The organism is Cumulibacter soli, assembly GCF_004382795.1.
GTDB lineage: Bacteria > Actinomycetota > Actinomycetes > Mycobacteriales > Antricoccaceae > Cumulibacter > Cumulibacter soli.
This window is the reverse complement of the sequence record NZ_SMSG01000007.1, coordinates 24,688-40,974: the sequence shown is the minus strand read 5'-3', so window position 1 is coordinate 40,974 and position 16,287 is coordinate 24,688. Positions and strand designations below refer to the sequence as shown.

General features: G+C 63.4%; 15 protein-coding genes. 7 read left to right on the top strand and 8 right to left on the bottom strand.

The features are described 5' to 3' along the window. Nucleotides 1-179 precede the first annotated feature (179 nt). The 3 genes from E1H16_RS15500 to E1H16_RS15490 form a co-directional block, all read right to left on the bottom strand. Nucleotides 180-1,205: a hypothetical protein gene (locus E1H16_RS15500; protein WP_208379094.1), complete on the bottom strand. Its 1,026-nt coding sequence runs from the start codon at nucleotides 1,203-1,205 to the stop codon at nucleotides 180-182. Nucleotides 1,206-1,327: 122 nt separating this feature from the next. After that, nucleotides 1,328-2,599, bottom strand: a complete 1,272-nt coding sequence (locus tag E1H16_RS15495) for a CaiB/BaiF CoA transferase family protein (protein WP_134324832.1) — start codon at nucleotides 2,597-2,599, stop codon at nucleotides 1,328-1,330. Nucleotides 2,600-2,782: 183 nt separating this feature from the next. Continuing rightward, nucleotides 2,783-4,048 (bottom strand): ABC transporter substrate-binding protein, encoded by a 1,266-nt coding sequence (locus E1H16_RS15490; protein ID WP_166741794.1) that lies wholly within the window; start codon nucleotides 4,046-4,048, stop codon nucleotides 2,783-2,785. 225 nt (nucleotides 4,049-4,273) lie between these two features. Here E1H16_RS15490 and E1H16_RS15485 point away from each other — a divergent pair, with 225 nt between their 5' ends. Then, complete coding sequence (locus tag E1H16_RS15485; RefSeq protein ID WP_134324830.1) at nucleotides 4,274-4,927, top strand: nitroreductase family protein; 654 nt, start codon at nucleotides 4,274-4,276, stop codon at nucleotides 4,925-4,927. Here the strand turns inward: E1H16_RS15485 and E1H16_RS15480 are convergent. Genes E1H16_RS15480 through E1H16_RS15470 form a run of 3 tightly spaced genes read right to left on the bottom strand, consistent with a single transcriptional unit; the run spans nucleotide 4,924 to nucleotide 8,812 of the window. Further along, a complete protein-coding gene (locus E1H16_RS15480; protein WP_134324829.1) occupies nucleotides 4,924-6,231 on the bottom strand; it encodes an MFS transporter in 1,308 nt (435 codons plus the stop codon). The two genes, E1H16_RS15485 and E1H16_RS15480, sit on opposite strands and share 4 nt — an antisense overlap. 45 nt (nucleotides 6,232-6,276) lie before the next feature. Next, nucleotides 6,277-7,824, bottom strand: a complete 1,548-nt coding sequence (locus E1H16_RS15475; RefSeq protein WP_134324828.1) for an AMP-binding protein — start codon at nucleotides 7,822-7,824, stop codon at nucleotides 6,277-6,279. Between the two features lie 28 nt (nucleotides 7,825-7,852). Next, nucleotides 7,853-8,812 carry an NAD(P)H-dependent flavin oxidoreductase gene (locus tag E1H16_RS15470; RefSeq protein ID WP_134324827.1) on the bottom strand — a complete coding sequence of 320 codons (960 nt, stop codon included), beginning with the start codon at nucleotides 8,810-8,812 and terminating at the stop codon, nucleotides 7,853-7,855. Nucleotides 8,813-9,019: 207 nt separating this feature from the next. Between E1H16_RS15470 and E1H16_RS15465 the strand changes: the two genes are divergently transcribed. Continuing rightward, a complete protein-coding gene (locus tag E1H16_RS15465) occupies nucleotides 9,020-9,334 on the top strand; it encodes a histone-like nucleoid-structuring protein Lsr2 (RefSeq protein ID WP_134324826.1) in 315 nt (104 codons plus the stop codon). Here E1H16_RS15465 and E1H16_RS15460 read toward each other — a convergent pair. Further along, complete coding sequence (locus E1H16_RS15460; protein ID WP_134324825.1) at nucleotides 9,331-9,852, bottom strand: gamma carbonic anhydrase family protein; 522 nt, start codon at nucleotides 9,850-9,852, stop codon at nucleotides 9,331-9,333. The genes E1H16_RS15465 and E1H16_RS15460 overlap by 4 nt on opposite strands. 107 nt (nucleotides 9,853-9,959) lie before the next feature. Between E1H16_RS15460 and E1H16_RS15455 the strand changes: the two genes are divergently transcribed. Further along, entirely contained in the window at nucleotides 9,960-10,643 is a 684-nt protein-coding gene (locus tag E1H16_RS15455; protein ID WP_134324824.1) for a transglutaminase-like domain-containing protein, read from the top strand. A 17-nt stretch (nucleotides 10,644-10,660) separates the two neighbouring features. Here the strand turns inward: E1H16_RS15455 and E1H16_RS15450 are convergent, their stop codons facing one another. Further along, nucleotides 10,661-11,737, bottom strand: a complete 1,077-nt coding sequence (locus E1H16_RS15450) for a DNA polymerase IV (protein ID WP_134324823.1) — start codon at nucleotides 11,735-11,737, stop codon at nucleotides 10,661-10,663. Nucleotides 11,738-11,863: 126 nt separating this feature from the next. On the opposite strand from E1H16_RS15450, the gene E1H16_RS15445 reads away from it, so the two are divergent. From E1H16_RS15445 to E1H16_RS15430, 4 genes are all read left to right on the top strand, one after another. Continuing rightward, nucleotides 11,864-12,841 (top strand): ABC transporter ATP-binding protein, encoded by a 978-nt coding sequence (locus E1H16_RS15445; protein ID WP_134324822.1) that lies wholly within the window; start codon nucleotides 11,864-11,866, stop codon nucleotides 12,839-12,841. A gap of 2 nt (nucleotides 12,842-12,843) precedes the next feature. Beyond that, a complete protein-coding gene (locus E1H16_RS15440; protein WP_134324821.1) occupies nucleotides 12,844-13,998 on the top strand; it encodes an ABC transporter permease in 1,155 nt (384 codons plus the stop codon). Beyond that, nucleotides 13,995-15,152, top strand: a complete 1,158-nt coding sequence (locus tag E1H16_RS15435) for an ABC transporter permease (protein ID WP_134324820.1) — start codon at nucleotides 13,995-13,997, stop codon at nucleotides 15,150-15,152. The genes E1H16_RS15440 and E1H16_RS15435 overlap by 4 nt, the downstream gene beginning before the upstream one ends. A gap of 158 nt (nucleotides 15,153-15,310) precedes the next feature. Then, complete coding sequence (locus E1H16_RS15430; RefSeq protein WP_134324819.1) at nucleotides 15,311-16,234, top strand: hypothetical protein; 924 nt, start codon at nucleotides 15,311-15,313, stop codon at nucleotides 16,232-16,234. Nucleotides 16,235-16,287 lie beyond the last annotated feature (53 nt).

Sequence of the window (16,287 nt, the reverse complement as noted above, 5' to 3'; positions counted from 1 at the left end):
GTGGATGCCGTCGCAGCTCGTGGCGTCGCACGTCGTGGCGTCGCACATGGACACGCGGAGTGCGATTAGGTGCCCGATCTTGTACCGACTACGGTTCACAACCGGGCGGCGTACTGCAGGCGCCGGCGGTGCGCGCCTGCGCAGGTAGGCGATTGCAACCGTGCCGCGTGCGAAGTGGGTCAGCGGGGCTTGGTGATGACGCGCCAATTGAAACCAGACGCGCTCGGGGTCACTTCGAGCGCGAGCCGATGGTTGTGAGCGGCGAGCATACCTTCGAAAAGCCGCGGCCATACCCGCCTTGCGATTTCCTGGTTGGTGACGCCTGCGCCGAATCGCCATGTTTGTTGCGTTAACGAGTTCCCGTCACTCGTGTACTCGTCGTCGTGGCCGTCCAGGATCTGTTTGAGAATGGCGATGTAGTTCTCGGCAGTGCCGTCCGGAGTGACCTGGAGGATCGCGCAGATGTCGTCGTAAATCTGCATTCCGACCTGTTTAGCGGACAGTCCCAGCAGCGCGCTGGAGTCTTCGATCCCCCAAAGGTTGGCGGCCACGCTCAGCGCGGTCTGGGGATAGGTCATCGCGTACGAGCGGTGCGCCTTCGCGAGCCGCTGCTCCGGCCAGTCGGTCGTGGGCAGTTTCGGCGCGAGTTCGGGATCGAAATCGGGGGCATCCTCGGTGCGTGAGAAGCGCAACCGCTCGGTAGGCTCAAGCGCTTCGTCGTACTCGAAGTAGTAGCCCTCGAGTGCGTCGTCGCCGTCGGCGGCTTGTTTGGTGCACACGAAACCGAGGCGTGGGTTGCCGAGGGCGAGTCCGTTACGCGCGTGCCAGCCGCGCAGCATTGCCTCGGAGACTTCGCTGGGGATCGCGCACAACGCGGTGCCTGCCCAGGCCCAACGAGGTACGTCGTACCGGATCCACGCCTTGCGGTCGGATTCCGGCATGAACTTGACCTTCACGCCGCCGATGTGGTTCGACAGGTAGTGGTACGAGGCGGCGGCCACGGCCGGAGGCAGATGGTCGATGCCGAGTTTCGCCAGGCCGGGCACGAATTTCTCGGCGCGCTGCCGGTTGAAAACCTCGTAGGTCAGGCGTGTGGCGCGATCACGTCCAGCGCGAGTGACCGTGCTGAGGATGATTCCGGTGAAAAAGGCATGGTAGATCTCCGCTACCGCGCGGCGCGAGCCATCCGTGGTCGTCTCTGGCATGGTCATGATGCTCCCGAGGTCTAAGTGGTCTGTCGGCGGGACCCGTCCCAACGCCTGGTCTTGATCCGACTACGGTTCACGGTCGGGCGCCGCGCCGGCTCTGCGATGGTGGACACACGCGATCAGACGACGCTGATCTCGCCGGCAGGACCTGCCTCATCCGGCGAGCGCCAGATCCCTACGGTCCCTGCTTCGGCGAGCGCAGCGATGTCAGCATGCGTGTAGCCCAAGGACTCGAGTACCTGCTCGGTGTGTTCGCCATTCAGTGGCGGCGCCGCTGACGGATCGAAAGGCGCACCGGCGAGCATCGGGTTGCGCACCTGGGGATGTGGACCGGTCACTGGGTGCACGACCTCCTTGAGCATCTCCCGGTGCTGCACTTGCGGATCCTCGAATACCTCGGCGAGGTTGTTGATCGGCCCCCACGGCACACCGGCGGCCTCCAGCCCCTCGGCCCATTCGGCCCGAGTGCGCGTCGACAGGATTTCGGTAACGACCACCCGCAGTTCGTCGCGGTTTGCCACTCGACCGGCATTCGCGCGGAATCGCTCGTCCTCGGCAACCTCCGGACGACCAGCGACCTGGCAGAATTTTGCGAACTGAGAGTCGTTTCCCACGGCGAGAATCATGTAGCTGTCCGATGTCGCGTACACCTCGTACGGTGAAATCGTCGGGTGCGCGTTACCGAACCGCTTCGGCGGCACGCCGCTGATCAGGTAGGTCTGCGCCATGTTCGCGTTCATCGCGACGGACGCGTCCAGCAGCGCGAAATCGATGTATTGACCTTCGCCGGTGTTGGCACGCTGGATCACTGCCGCCAGGATTGCGGACGTCGAATAGAGGCCAGACGACAGGTCCATCAGCGAGATACCGGCGCGCAGTGGCTCGGCGCCGGGCCGACCGTCGGGTTGGCCGGTGTAGCTCATAAGGCCGCCGGTTCCCTGGAAAACAAAGTCGTATCCCGGCTTGTGCGCCATCGGCCCACTCTGGCCGTACCCGGTGATCGAGCAGTAGATCAGCCGGGGGTTGATCTCTTTGAGCTGCTCGTATCCGAGGCCGTACCGAGCTAGCGTCCCCGCCTTGTAGTTCTCCACAAGAATGTCGCTCTCGGCAGCGAGCTTCTTCAGGATCTCGAGTCCGTCGGCATCAGCGAAACTGACCGCGAGCGATCGCTTACCGCGGTTTGCGGCCATGAAGTACGACGAGAACCCGTGCTCTGGTCCGGTGCCATCCGGGTACGGCGGCCCCCACGAACGGACATCGTCCCCGCCCTTCGGATTCTCGACTTTGATCACGTCGGCGCCGAGGTCCGCGAGGTTCTGGGTGCACCACGGACCCGCGAGGATCCGGGACATGTCGAGGACCTTCAGTCCATCAAGGGCCTTCTCGAGCATGCTGTACCGCCGTTCTTTCTGCTAAGGGGTGAACCTTCGCAGACTATCGGGTAAACCATGCGCGGTTGCCGGGCGCATCGTCACCAATGGGACGGTGGTGCCACCCACGGCCATCCGAGGACGCTGGGTGACACCACCGTGAGGCAGCGAGGGATGTGGTCCTCGCAGTACCTTCCGAACGAACTACTTCTGCGCGGGAGCCTTGTACGCCTCGGCTTCGGGTGAGGAGAACAGGTCCTTGGCGGTAGCCAGACCGCCGGGCTTTTCGCCGTCCGCGACGACGATGTAAGCCTCGCGGCTGCTCGGGGCTCCGGGGACGGTGAAGTCCAGGGCGCCGGTGAGTCCCTCGGACTCGACGCTGTCGACTTCATTCTTGGCAGACACAACACCCTCGCGCGTCATATCGCCGTTGTCGCAGGCCTTCTCCAGCACAGCCTGCCACGCGAGACCCCAGGTGTAACCGTTGATGATGCCGATGTTGGGCTCGTCGTCCGGCGCTAGTTCCTGGGCAGCGGCCAGGACTTCGTCCGCCTTGTCGTTGCCTGTGCCGAACGGCACAACCGAGGAGGACATATAGAAGTGCTCCAGCGCCTTCGCGACCCCTTCGTCTTCCAGCAGGTTCGGGGCGTACGAAGGGTTATTGCCGATGATCGGGACCTCGAGGCCCTGCTGCACGTTCTGGACGGCAGCGGAGCCGAGCGCGGCCGGCGGGGTGGTGATCGCGATCGCGGTGACACCGGCGCTCTTGAGCTTGGTGACAGTCGCGGTGAGGTCGGTATCGGAGGCCGAGATCGGGGCTTCGACGACGGTGATGTCGTGGTCCTTGGCGTACGCCTTCGAACCCATTAGACCGTTCTGGCCGTACTCGGAGTCGACGTAGATGTGTCCGACCTTGTCGCCGTCGGCGATCAAACCTTCTTCTTGTAGGTAAGCCAAACCGTTGATCGTCTCGACGTCGTAGGTCTGCCCGACCATCATCACCGCGTCGGTTTCCAGGTTGACCGAGGCCCAGGACGCCGGGACGGTCAGCATGTTCTCGTTCTCGACCTTCTGCTTGAGCGCGGCGAGAATGTGTGAACCACCGAGGTTGATCTGGCCGAGGGCGTCGTCCTTGTGCTGCTCGTACAGCGGGACCGCATTCTCCACCTTGTAGTTGGTGTCCTGAATCTCGAGCTTGATATCGCGCCCGCAGATACCGCCGGCGTCATTGACCTCGTCCGCCCACACCTTGGTGCCATTCGTGAACGCCAGCGAAATGACCTTGAAGACACCCGACAAATCCGAGAGTTCGAGCAACGTGATCTCGTCGTCGGTAACGCCGAAATCGGTCTTCAGGTCGCCGTCGGAACCGCCGCCGGAGTCATCGCTAGCCTTCGTGCTGCAACCGGACAGCAGCAGGGCGGCCGCAACAGTTCCCGCGGTCATGACCTTCATCGGGGTGCGCTTCATGGAAGCTCGATTCTGTAGAGAAATGATGACTTGGCTCATGAACCCTAAGCCGCGCTGCCCGCTGGACTGAATGATCTATAGGTTACGAATCGGTTTCGGTTATACGTTGGTGTCAAGTCTTGGTGTGGCGGATCGCGGCAACGCCGATCCCGGAACACTATGGAGATCGACGGCCAGTGCACACTGAGCCTGACGGCCAGTGATCGACGAGGCGGAGGTACACAGATGGACCTGTTCGAAGCGATGCGTACTAATGGAACCTGCCGGGACTTCCGCCCGGATCCGGTTCCCGAGGACGTCCTTTATCGCGCATTTGAGGCAGCCAGGTTCGGGCCGCAGGGTGGTAACCGTCAGCCGTTGAGTTGGGTCGTCGTACGGGATCGGGAACTCAAGGAGTCGCTGCGCGAGCTATACCTTGGGCCCTGGCGCGCGTATATCCGCGACCGGGTCGGCGCCGATATTGATGATCCAGATGCCCCCGCATTCGTCCGCAATGCGACCCGAATGGCGTACGCGATGGCCGATATCCCCGCGATCGCTGTGCTGTGCGCTGATCTGAGTCGGGTCGAGGTAGTCGATCGCGACCTCGACCGCACCAGCGTGGTGGGTGGCGCGAGCATCTACCCGACGATGCAGAATCTCGCGCTGGCGCTTCGGGCTCAGGGGGTCGCGACCGCTGTGACGACCCTGCTCGTGGGCGTCGAAGATCAGGTCAAGGACGTGCTGCGGATTCCTGAGCACCTCGCCACCGTCGCGCATGTGATGGTCGGATATCCCGTCAAGGCGTTCCCGACCACGCTACGACGGCGCCCCGTCGAGGAGTTCGTGTTCGCTGATCGCCACGGTGAGCAGATGTTCGCGCCCGCCGAGGGCGACTAACTGGCCGGCGACTTCTGCTTACGCGCCATGATCGGGTCGTCATCATGGTCGTTGACTGGTCCGGCCATGAGCATCACGCCGGCGCCCGCGATCGAGATGCAGCCTGCGACCAGGTACGAGATCTGGTACGTGCCGGAGAGGTCGTACAGCCACCCCAGCAGTAGTGGGCCGCCGGCGGTACCCAACACCACGATGAGCTGGCTGCGGGAGAACAGGCGTGCGTAATCCAGTACGCCGAAGCGGTGGCTGATGATCAGCGACTGCAACATCAAAATGTTTCCAACGGTGGCGCCGAATACCAATAACAAAAGGAAAAACAGCACGGCATTGTGCGTGAACGACACCGCCACCAGGGATAGTCCTTGGAAAGCGCCGAGGATCACGGTGAACCTGCCCATCGGCATCAGGTGAACAATCCGCCCGCCCACCAGCCGTGCGACAACGGACATGCCAGCGACGACGAACGTGGCGAAGGCGGCAGCCGTTGCGCCGGTCCGTTCCTCCGCCAGCTTGACCAACTGCTGAATACCGCCGACCTGCGCTGCCATCAGCATCACGTACGCGATCGTCATCAGCCAGAAGAATCGAGAACGAATCGCGTCGGCGTACTTCGCGCCAGTCGGTGCCGGAGGTTTGCTGCCCTGAACGATCCGCTTTCCGTCGGGCAGCCAGCCGAGTTTTGTTGGGTCCGGTTTGATCAACAGGAGGATGAACGGGATAGTGCCGAGGAGCCACACGACTGCCAGGATCGGCGTCGCGGTCGACAAGCCCCAATGGTCGGTCATCCACTTCGCGATGGGGGTGATGACCATGCCGCCGACCGACAGCCCGGTGGAGGCGATCGAAATCGCCACCGAGCGTCGCTGGACGAACCATCTGGTCACGATGGTCGTTACCGGCACGAGCCCGGCGCCGCCGAATCCGCAAGCGAACAGCACGTACACCAAGTACATCTGAGCGGGAGAGGACGCCTGGCCGAGCAGCGCGAGCGCGACGGCGCCGAGGATTGCCCCGCCAGTCATCACCACGCGAGCGTCGAATCTGGTGATCAGGCGTGCGACGAACAGGCCGACCACACCGCCGACGACGAAGAACACCGTCGTCGCGAACGAAATGGACGACAGCGACCAGCTTTTTTCGTTGCTGAAGGCGTTGAGGTAGACGGCGATGCCGTAGAACGCGAGTCCGGCCGTCGTCATCAGCGATAGGAAGCAGCCCGCCACCACTCGCATGCCCGGGAATGTGGCGCCCTCGGCCGGACCCTCGATACTGTCCTGGCTCAGCGACTCCTGCCGGCGTGCCACGCGAAACCTCCTCGGAATACTGACCCACGCAGAGTCAGCCTGGCATCAGCCATTCTCGCGCTCACGTAGGACCTTCTTATCGATCTTGCCGACAGCGGTTTGCGGTAACTCGTCCACGATGTGAACCGCCTTCGGCGACTGCACCGGGCCCTTCAATTCGCGTACCTGAGCGATTAGGTCCTCGGAGGTGGCCGACGCACCCGGCTTCAGCACGACGGCCGCCGTTACCTGCTCGCCCCACCGATCGTCGGGGACGCCGTACACCGCTGCGGTCGCGACCGCGGGGTGCGCGGTGAGCGCATCCTCAACCTCACGCGGAAACACGTTGAATCCGCCGGAGATGATCATGTCTTTCTTGCGATCGACGATATAGAGGTAACCCTCGGCGTCCTGCCGGCCGACGTCGCCGGTGTGTAGCCAACCGTCCACGATTGTTTCGGCGGTGATGTCCGGGCGCTTCCAGTAGGAGTCCATTGCGCTGGCGCCGCGCACGCACAGTTCGCCGATCTCGCCGATGGCGACCTCGTTGTTGCGATCGTCGCGGATCGACACATCGACCCCGACCACTGGCCGCCCGCAGGACAGCAGCAGTTCCGGCCGTGAAAGGTCGTGGTCATCCTTGGTCAGCATCGAGACGGGGTAGAGCTCGGTCTGTCCGTACAGTTGCGCGAACACTGGCCCGATCTTCTCGATGCCCTCACGTAACCGGCTCACTGACATCGGCGACGCGCCGTACAGCACCAACTCCAGCGACGACAGGTCGCGCGTGGCGATATCCGGGTGATCGAGCATCGCATAGATCATGGTCGGTACGAACAGCGCAAAGTTGATCCGCTCGCGCTCGATCGTCTCCAGCACCTTCGCCGGGTCAAACCCGGTGAGCATGTGCACGGTGCCGCCCTTGATCAGCGTCGGCAGGATGTTGGTGCCCGCGACGTGACTCATCGGCGCGACCAACAGATAGTTGGCGCCGCGTGGGATGTTGAAGTCGGAGATGATGTCGATCGCGCCGCGAATTTGATTCGCCTGGCGTCGCTGTGCGCCCTTCGGCCGACCTGTCGTGCCGCCGGTGTAGTTCACGATCGCGAGGTCGTCGGCCTGCCCGATCATCTGCATCGGTTGGGCGCCCACGCGCTCGGCTGCGCTCGCCAAGTCGTCAGCCACTTCGGAGGGCCCCATCGTGAACACGACGAGGCCGCGTGCTTTGGCTTCGGCAGCCAAAGCGGTGGTGCGCTCGGCGAAATGAGTCTCATCGAGTACGAGCGCGCTGACGCCGGAGTCCTCGATCTGGAACAACTGATCGGACAGCCCGCCCATCGGGTGCAGCCACGTGGTGTACATACCCGACGACTGCACTGCTTGACCCAACGCCCACACTTCGATCCGGTTGCCGCCGAGTGCCGCGACGCCCTGGCCGTGTTGCAATCCCGCGTCGGCCAGAACCTTCTGGAACTGCCCGATCATCGCCTCGGTCTGCGCGTAGGTAGCGCTGCCGCCGTCCCAAGAGAACGCGACGCGATCGGGGTGCGCCGTGAGTGTGCGGCGGGTCAACCTGGCCATCGTGGGTCCACCCTGATGGTCGTTCAGCTGCATTGCTCCTCCTGCTGGCAAGTCATGGCATTTAGCGCGGGTCTGCGGTGAGAGTATGGACGTGGCGCCGGGCGGCGACGTACTGCCGTTCCAACTCGTCGACGATCTCGTCGACCGAGCTCAGTTCGCCAACTCCGGAGACCGTGTGGCCGGCGCTCCAGATGTCCTGCCAGCGACGTGGGCCGTCGGAGGTCTGCCCAAAGAGGCGACCGGCGAGGTCTGGGGTGATGTGCTCATCGAGCTCGTCGGGGTCGATCCCGGCCGCGGCGATCGAGGGACGCAACATATTTGTCTGCAGACCGGTGAATGCGCGAGTCAGCATCACGTCGTCCATCGAACTGGACACCAGCATCTGCTTGTACGCCGGCGCTGCCGCGCTCTCATTGGTCGCGATGAGTTTCGTGCCGAGGTAACCGGCGTCGTACCCTGCGGCGCGCGCCGCCAGCAGCGATGCGCCGTCCGACATGCCGCCGGCGACGATCAGTACGCCGTCGAAGAACTCGCGGACCGCTGAAGCGAAGGCGAACGGATTGAGCCAACCGGTCTGCCCGCCGGCTCCGGCAGTGAGCAAGACCAGCCCGTCCACGCCGACCGCGGCCGCGCGTTTCGCGTGTGCGACGCTGCCGACGTCGGCCAGCACGTAGGCGCCGGCGTCGTGCAGCGGGCCGACAACGGGTGCAGGCGAACCGACGCTGGTAATCACCAGTTTCGTCTCGTGTGCGCATATCGCCGCGAGGTGTTCGGTCAGCGTGGGCGCCTTGATGATCAAGTTAGGGCAGTACGGCGCGGCGCCATCGGCCTGCGCGTCGTCGAGGGTGCCAAGCCACTCATCGAGGCGATCGGTGGTGCGAGCGTTCACGGTGGGGAACGAGCCGACGATCCCAGCGCGGCAGGCGGAGAGCGCTAGATCCAGTTCCGAAACCCGCAACATTGGCGCCGCGATCGCGGGGATACGTAACGTCTCGAGCAGCGAGCGTAGTGACTCGGCCATTCAGCCTCCTATGTTGTGGCCCACAATATGACACGCGAATCAGGTACGCGGGGGCGGGGCGTCGCATGGCACGTACCTAAAACGAATAGGTAATGTGCGTGTGCGAGAAAATCAATAATCGCCCTATTTGGGCGATAAATCGTCAATAATAGGCGCATGGCCGCGAGTGAAAAGCGCTGCGGCAGCCAATTCATAAGGAGTGCGTGTATGGCGCGAAGGACTGTTGTCGTTGACGATATCGACGGCACCGAGGATGCCCGTGAGGTGACGTTCTCGCTCGATGGTGAGACATGGCGCATCGACCTTTCCGAAGAGAACCGTGAACGTCTGCGGGATGCGCTGAGCGAATTCATCGAGTCGGGCGTAAAGATCAGCGGAATGCGCGGTATGCGAGCTCGGTCGGTGCGCACGAGTGGTGTCGACCTTGGTGCGGTGCGGGTGTGGGCGCGCGAGAACGGCTACAAGGTGAGTGATCGCGGTCGGGTGCCGCGTCACGTATTGGATGCCTACGAACAGGCTTAAGTCACGTCGACAATGCTGGCGCGATGACGTTGTGCGAGATCGCGGTAGATCTGTTGGTTCGTGGTCGCCCATTTCTGGGGCCCACCACTGATCTCGCCGCGATCTTGCGCTGGCGTGCCTAGCGCCATTCGAAAATCCCCGATCTGAGTCCCGGGAGTGACAGTTGACCCTGCGGCGATGAGCGTGCCATCGCCGATGTGCGCGCCGTCCAGCACGATGCTGCCGTTACCGATTAACGCTTCCTTTCCGACATGCGCGCCGTGCACCACACAATTGTGTCCGACGGTGGCACCTTCGCCTATTTCGGTGCCATCTGGGCCGCCGTGCAGCGTCGAGTTGTCCTGCACATTTGCCCCGCGACGAATGAAGATCGGCCCGAAATCCCCACGCAGCACCGTGCCGTACCAGACCGATGCGCCCTCCTCGACCTGTACGTCGCCGATCAGGCTGGCAGTCGGTGCAATGAACGCCGTGGCGTGGATCTGCGGCGCCTTTCCCTCAAACTCGTACATGGGCATCGCGGGCCTCTTTCAACTAGATGTCTCGACGTTTGGCGGTGTGTTCCGCACCATAGCGCGTGATGAGTAGGTGCGACGTGCGCGGTACGCGGTGCAACAATGCGATCATGACTACCGCGAATACGGTTGCGACGCCGCCGAACGACGCCTGCAGCGCTCCGTCCCGATTCATCGACTCGGACCACCCGGAGGTCGTCGAGCACGCGGCGAAGATCGTTGCCGATGCCGGTGCGCGTACAGATCGAGAGAAGGCGGTCGCGCTGTTCTTAGCCGTCCGGGATGGGTGGCGATACGACCCGTACGGCGTCTCCTACGATCAGTCCGATTACACCGCGAGCGCGATTCTTAGATCCTCCTCGAGCTGGTGCGTGCCCAAGTCAGTGTTGTTGACGGCGCTATGTCGCGCGGCTGGGATTCCCGCTGCGCTGGGGTTTGCCGATGTCCGCAATCACCTCCAGAGTGAGAAGTTGCAGGAGACGATGGGCACCGATCTATTCGTGTTCCACGGCTACTCATTGATCTGGATCGACGGCGCTTGGCGTAAGGCGAGTTCAGCGTTCAATAGGGAACTCTGTGAACGGTTCGGAACCAAGGTGCTTGATTTTGACGGCACCACCGACGCGTTGATGCATCCGTTCGATGAGGCGGGAAATCGGCATATGGAATATGTTGATCAGCGCGGTGAGTTTGAGGACTTGCCGTTCGACTTGATATTCGCGACCTTTGACGAGGTGTACGGCGATGCCTTCAAAACTGTATCGAGTGGTACAGATGGCGCGTTCGTAGAGTAGCGCGAGCTATTCCGTCATTACGGCGGCCCGGTCACCGTCTCGTCCACGGGTAGAAGATCGAAGCGGGGCCCGAGTAGTCGAACTGGTTTCTCAACCTCGAATTTGGTCAGTAATGCAAGGACTTCGCGTTCCAGAACGTCCAGTTCTGTGGTTGGCTCAGCCAATTTGTGTGACTTGGTTCTGGTCCAGAAGGTCACTGTTCGTATCGTCACGGCGACGCGAAACACGATCCGGTTCTCCCGCAGGATTTGCTGGTGCAGTTCGGCCGTGAGCCGCCTGAGTTGGCCCGCCATTTCATCGTATCCGCGCAGATCCTCCGCGAAAGTCTCCACCTTGCTGTGAGACTTGGCCGCCTCGGGGACTGTCGTGATGCTGCGGTCGCCCCATCCGCGTGAGAGCACGTACAGCCACGTGCCCTGGTGTTGGCCGAATGCATCCAGCAGCACCTCGCGTGGAGTGTCGATCAACTCGGACACAGTGTGCACCCCGATTGCGTCTAATCGTGCGGAGATCCGCGGCCCGACGCTCCACAGGTCGATGCACGGCCGATCGCCCATCAGCGGCAGCCAGTTCTGCTCGTCGAGTACGAAGATTCTTGCATCGGTCTGTTTGGCGAATCCGGTGGCCATTTTGGCGCGCTGCTTGTTGTCGCTGACCCCTACCGCGCACGCCAGCGAGGTCTGCTCGTGCACCCTCTGACGTACCGCGGTCGCCAGCGCGACCGGATCGGTCGAATCGGTCCCGGCGAACGCCTCGTCCCATCCCCATACTTCGACGGCGGGCGCCACTTCGCGCAGCGTATCCATCACCTGCGCCGAGGCGTCCTCATAGGCTTGTTGGTCGACCGGCAGCCATACCGCATCAGGGATCTTGCGGTACGCCGCACGCAACGGCATGCCCGCGTGCACACCAAGCGAGCGCGCCTCGTACGACGCACAGGTCACCACCTTGCGCGCTTCCGTCGGATCCCCGTTGCCGCCGATCACGACGACCTGCCCGACGAGCGACGGGTTGCGCCGGCGCTCGACCGAGACTTGGAATTGGTCGAGGTCGACGTGCAAGATCCTGGAGAAATCGACCGCTGCGGTGGCCATACCTAGATCCTGACAGGCCCACGCGGCGCGTGCCACTTCAACTACATCGGCGGACGGCGGACGTATGAGAGGGTTACCGATGTCAGGTGACAATCCGCAGCGACCAGACCGACCGCGGGAGTAAGTGTGCCGCAGACCGAAACCAGCACCGCGCGACTCAGTACCGACCAGCCGACACTGCTCGTGTCGGAGTTACGAAAGTCTTTCGGCGAACGGGTCGCCGTGGACGGGGTTTCCTTTCAGATCGCCGCGGGCGAGACCTACGGATTGCTCGGGCCTAACGGCGCGGGGAAAACCACCGCTATTTCGATGATTGCCGGACTATTGGGTGCCGACGAAGGTTCGGTGAGTGTGGTCGGTGAGCGCATGGGCCCGCACGCGATTGCTCCCAAGCGACACATCGGGCTCGTGCCTCAAGAAATGGCCATCTACCCGGACATCAGCGCGCGTGACAATCTGCGCTACTTTGGCCGCCTGCAACGGATCACCGGGGCGCACCTGCGTAAGCGCGTCGATGAGATCCTCGACCTGGTGGGGTTAGCCGACCGCGCGAAGGGTGCCGTCAAGGAGTTCTCCGGCGGTATGCAACGGCGGCTGAATATCGGTATCGGGCTGCTGCATCGACCACGTTTGCTGATTCTCGATGAGCCGACTGTCGGCGTCGACCCGCAGTCACGTAACGCGATCCTGGAGAGCGTCGAGGCGCTGGCGGGCGAAGGTATGGCCGTCCTCTATACGACTCACTACATGGAGGAAGCCGAACGGCTGTGCGACCGGATCGCGATCATCGATTCCGGAAGATTCCAAGCCGAGGGCACCCGGGATGAACTGATCACGCTCACCGGCGGGGTCGATCACATCGACCTGCGCGGCACCGGAGAGCTAGCGGCAGCCGCCGGCGCATTGCGCGACTTAGAGCGGGTATCGCGGGTCGAGCAGGATTCCGGCGGATTGCGACTCACGGTCCGAGACGCGCCCGCCGCAATCGCGCAGATCGTCACCGAGGCGACGTCCGCCGGGATGCGACTGGCTGACGTTCAGGTCAGCCGGCCCAACCTAGAAGCGGTCTTCCTGCACCTGACCGGCAAAGCCTTGCGGGACTGAGGATGGCGCAACTGCTCACCTTGGTCATCGCGGACCTGCGCCAGCGGATCCGTGATAAGTCCGTGTTGATCTTCGCGATCGGCGTACCACTAGGGCTGATGATCGCGCTGAACTTCGTTATCGGTGGCGCGATGAACCAGGAACTGCAGAAGGCCACCGTGGCGATCTCAGTGCCCGAAAACGATCAGCTCGGGCAGGCGCTGGAGGAGATGCTGCCGCAGCTCGGCATCGACATCGAGGTGACGGCGGCGGACGCCGAAGAAGTGCACGAACTCGCCGAATCCGGCGACGCGAAGCTGGGCATCATCGTCCCGGATGGCTTTACCGACGCCGCGATCGCTGCCGAACCGAGCCAGTTGGACGTCATCGAGGGTGACGGTGCCGGGCTCGAATCGGACGTGGTGCTTTCGGCGGTGCAGGGCTATCTGGATCGGGTTGGTGCCGCCGCGAATGCCGCGCAGGCCGCCGGAGAGCTCGGTATCCAGCCTGACGCGATCGTGCAGGAGGTTCTGAGTAGTCAAAGCGCGGTCAGCCTGACCGAGGGACAGGCGTCTTCCGAGCAACTCGACCCAAGCGGTGCGCTGGTCGCTGGGCAGGCCGGGTTGTTCTTGATGTTCACCGTCAGTTTTGGTGTGCTCGCGCTGATGGAGGAACGCCAGAACGGCACGTTGGCGCGGCTGTACTCGATGCCCATGCCGCGGATGTTCCCGGTGCTAGCGAAGGCCATCAGCTCCTTCGTGCTGGGCGTTGTGGCCACCTCGGTGCTGCTGATCACCGGTGGCCTGCTGTTCGATGTTGATTTCGGCTCGGCGCTGGTGGTCGCCGTGCTGATCGTGTGCGCGGTGCTCGCGACGACCGCGCTCACGTTCATCGTGGCGCGATTGGCGAAAACTGCCGAGCAGGCCAACATCATCCAGACCATGCTGGCGATGGTGCTCGGTATCGCGGGCGGCGCTTTCGTGCAGTTCAGCGCGTCCGGCGTGATCGGTGCGATTCTTGACCTGAACCCGGTGGCCGCGCTGGTGCGTGGACTGGGCATCTCCAGTGGTGGCGGGGGATTGAGTGACGTCGGTGCGCCAGTTGCGATCATGCTGGGCTTCGCGGTGGTGGCCGCCCTGATTGCCCGGCTGGTTCCTGACCGGGGAGCGCGCGGATGAGCGCCATACTCGCGATCGCGATCGCCGAACTGAAGCGCTTCGTAGCGGACAAGGGCAACATCTTCTTCGTATTCATCCTGCCGCTGCTGCTGGTATTCGTGATCGGTTCGCAGTTCGGTGGCGGTCCGTCGTCGACGGTCACCGTCAGCGGCGCCGATGGAGAACTACGTTCCGAACTCGTTGCCGAACTTGAAGATTCTGGGCTGGAGGTCGAGTTCGCCGAGCACGACGAGATGCTCGCGCAGGTGGCGCGCGGACGCTCCAGCGCCGGAATCGATCTGTCCGAGCAAGCCACTGCGGCGTACGCCGCGGGGGATCCGACCGACATCACCCTGATCTCCGGATCGGATTCCAGCAGCGCCGCGGTGGCCGAACAGATCCGCGTGGCGGTCACATCGCTGGACCTGCGCGCGCACCAACTCGATGCCCTGCAGGCCGCGGGTGCCGGGGCCGATGATGCGTCCGCAGCGCTCGATGCGTTGCCGGCGGACGGCGGACCGCAGCTCGTCGTCACCGACGTCGACGAAATTGCGCAGGAATTTCAAGGGCTGGGTCAATTCGACCTGGGAGCGTCCTCGCAACTGCTGCTGTTCGTCTTCCTCACATCGCTCGCGGGGGCCTCGACGCTGATCAGCGCGCGGCGCGAGGGCGTGCTGGCGCGGACGCTCGCCGCACCCGTGAACGCGTTGCATGTCGTGCTCGGGCAGGTCTTGGGGCGGTGGGCAATCGCGGTCTTCCAGGGCGCTTACATCATGCTCGCGTCCTGGTTGCTATTTGGCGTCGATTGGGGCAATCTCGCGCTCTCGCTCCTGATACTCGCTGCGGTAGCGCTCGTCGCCGCAGGGGCATCTATGGTGCTCGGTTCGGCGCTGGACAGCGACGGTGCCGCGGTGGGCGCCGGCGTTGGGATTGGGCTCGTGCTGGCCGCGATCGGAGGTGGGATGGTGCCGTTGGAAATCTTCTCCGACTCGATGCGCAAGATCGCGCACATCACCCCGCACGCCTGGGGCTACGACGCCTTCGCGGAGGTCCAGCGGCACGGCGGGGGACTGGTCGACATACTGCCCATGCTCGGTGTACTCGCCGCGATGGCCGTCGTGCTGCTGGTGTTGGGCAGTTGGTTGCTACGCCGCAGCCTGGCTCGCGCGCTGTAACGCTCAGGGCTCGTTCTGCCCGCCGTCCAGCCCCAAGTCTGCCCATCCGTGCGCGATAAGGCTCAGGGCTCGTCATCAAGGTCACCGATTGAGGCAGGCGCGGATGCGTCTGGGTCGCGAGGTGGGTCGGTACTTGTGCGAGTTCCTAGACTGCGGGCATGACGTTCACGACACCCATCACCTTGTCCGGCCCACTGCGTGCCCCCGTGCAGATGCTCGAAGACCAGGAGTACGGCGGACACAACTCGATCCACGACGATGCAAAGGCACAGGAGCTCGGATTCCGCGCCGGGCCGATCGAGGGCCCGACGCACTTCAGCCTGTATCCGCCGTTGATGCAGAAGATCTACGGTCAGGCGTGGTTCGAGCGCGGCTGCATCTCCGCGCATTACCAGAACATGGTCGTCGAGGGGGAGAAGACCAAGGCGTTTGTCGAGTGGCCGCAGAAGCCCAACGGCCCGACCCGTGCCTGGGTGGAAAAGGAAGACGGCACCGCGGTCCAGGACGCATCGGCCAGCCTCGGCGATGGGGAGACTCTGCTGGAGAGTCGGCTGAAGTCGCTGCGACCGGCCGGCAATCTCCTCGTCCTGGAGGACCTCGAGGTGGGCATGACCGGTGCGCAGGACGAGGTAGTGCGGATGGATCCTGATCAGCACATGGGCAATCTCTACCCGTTCTCGCTGAACCAGAAGCTGAAGGTGATCACCGAGTCCTCACCGTGGTACAGCGATCCGTCGTCCTCTCCGTGGGGGCGTGCGATCGTGCCGCTGGAGATGGTCTCGGTACTTGGCGAGTACTCGAACCGTCAAGCCGGCTGGCCGGTAAAAGGCCCCGCGGTCGGGCTGTTCGCCGACCAGGAGATCCGGATGATCGACGGTCCGCTGTTCGTGGGCGAAGAATACGTGTTGCGCCGCGAAATCGTGGCTCTGTCGGAGAGTAAGCGCACCGAAGGCTATTGGATCCGCACGCGGTTCTTCGACTCAACCGGTGAGCGGCAGGTGGCAGAGATGCTGCTGAACCATGCGATCGTCAAAGCGTCCTACGAGAACTACGACGAGTTGCGCGCCGCGCGCGAAGGGTAGGACGAAGCGACGGGTCACCGAGCCATACGCGGCGAATAGTGCGGAGTAGTCGG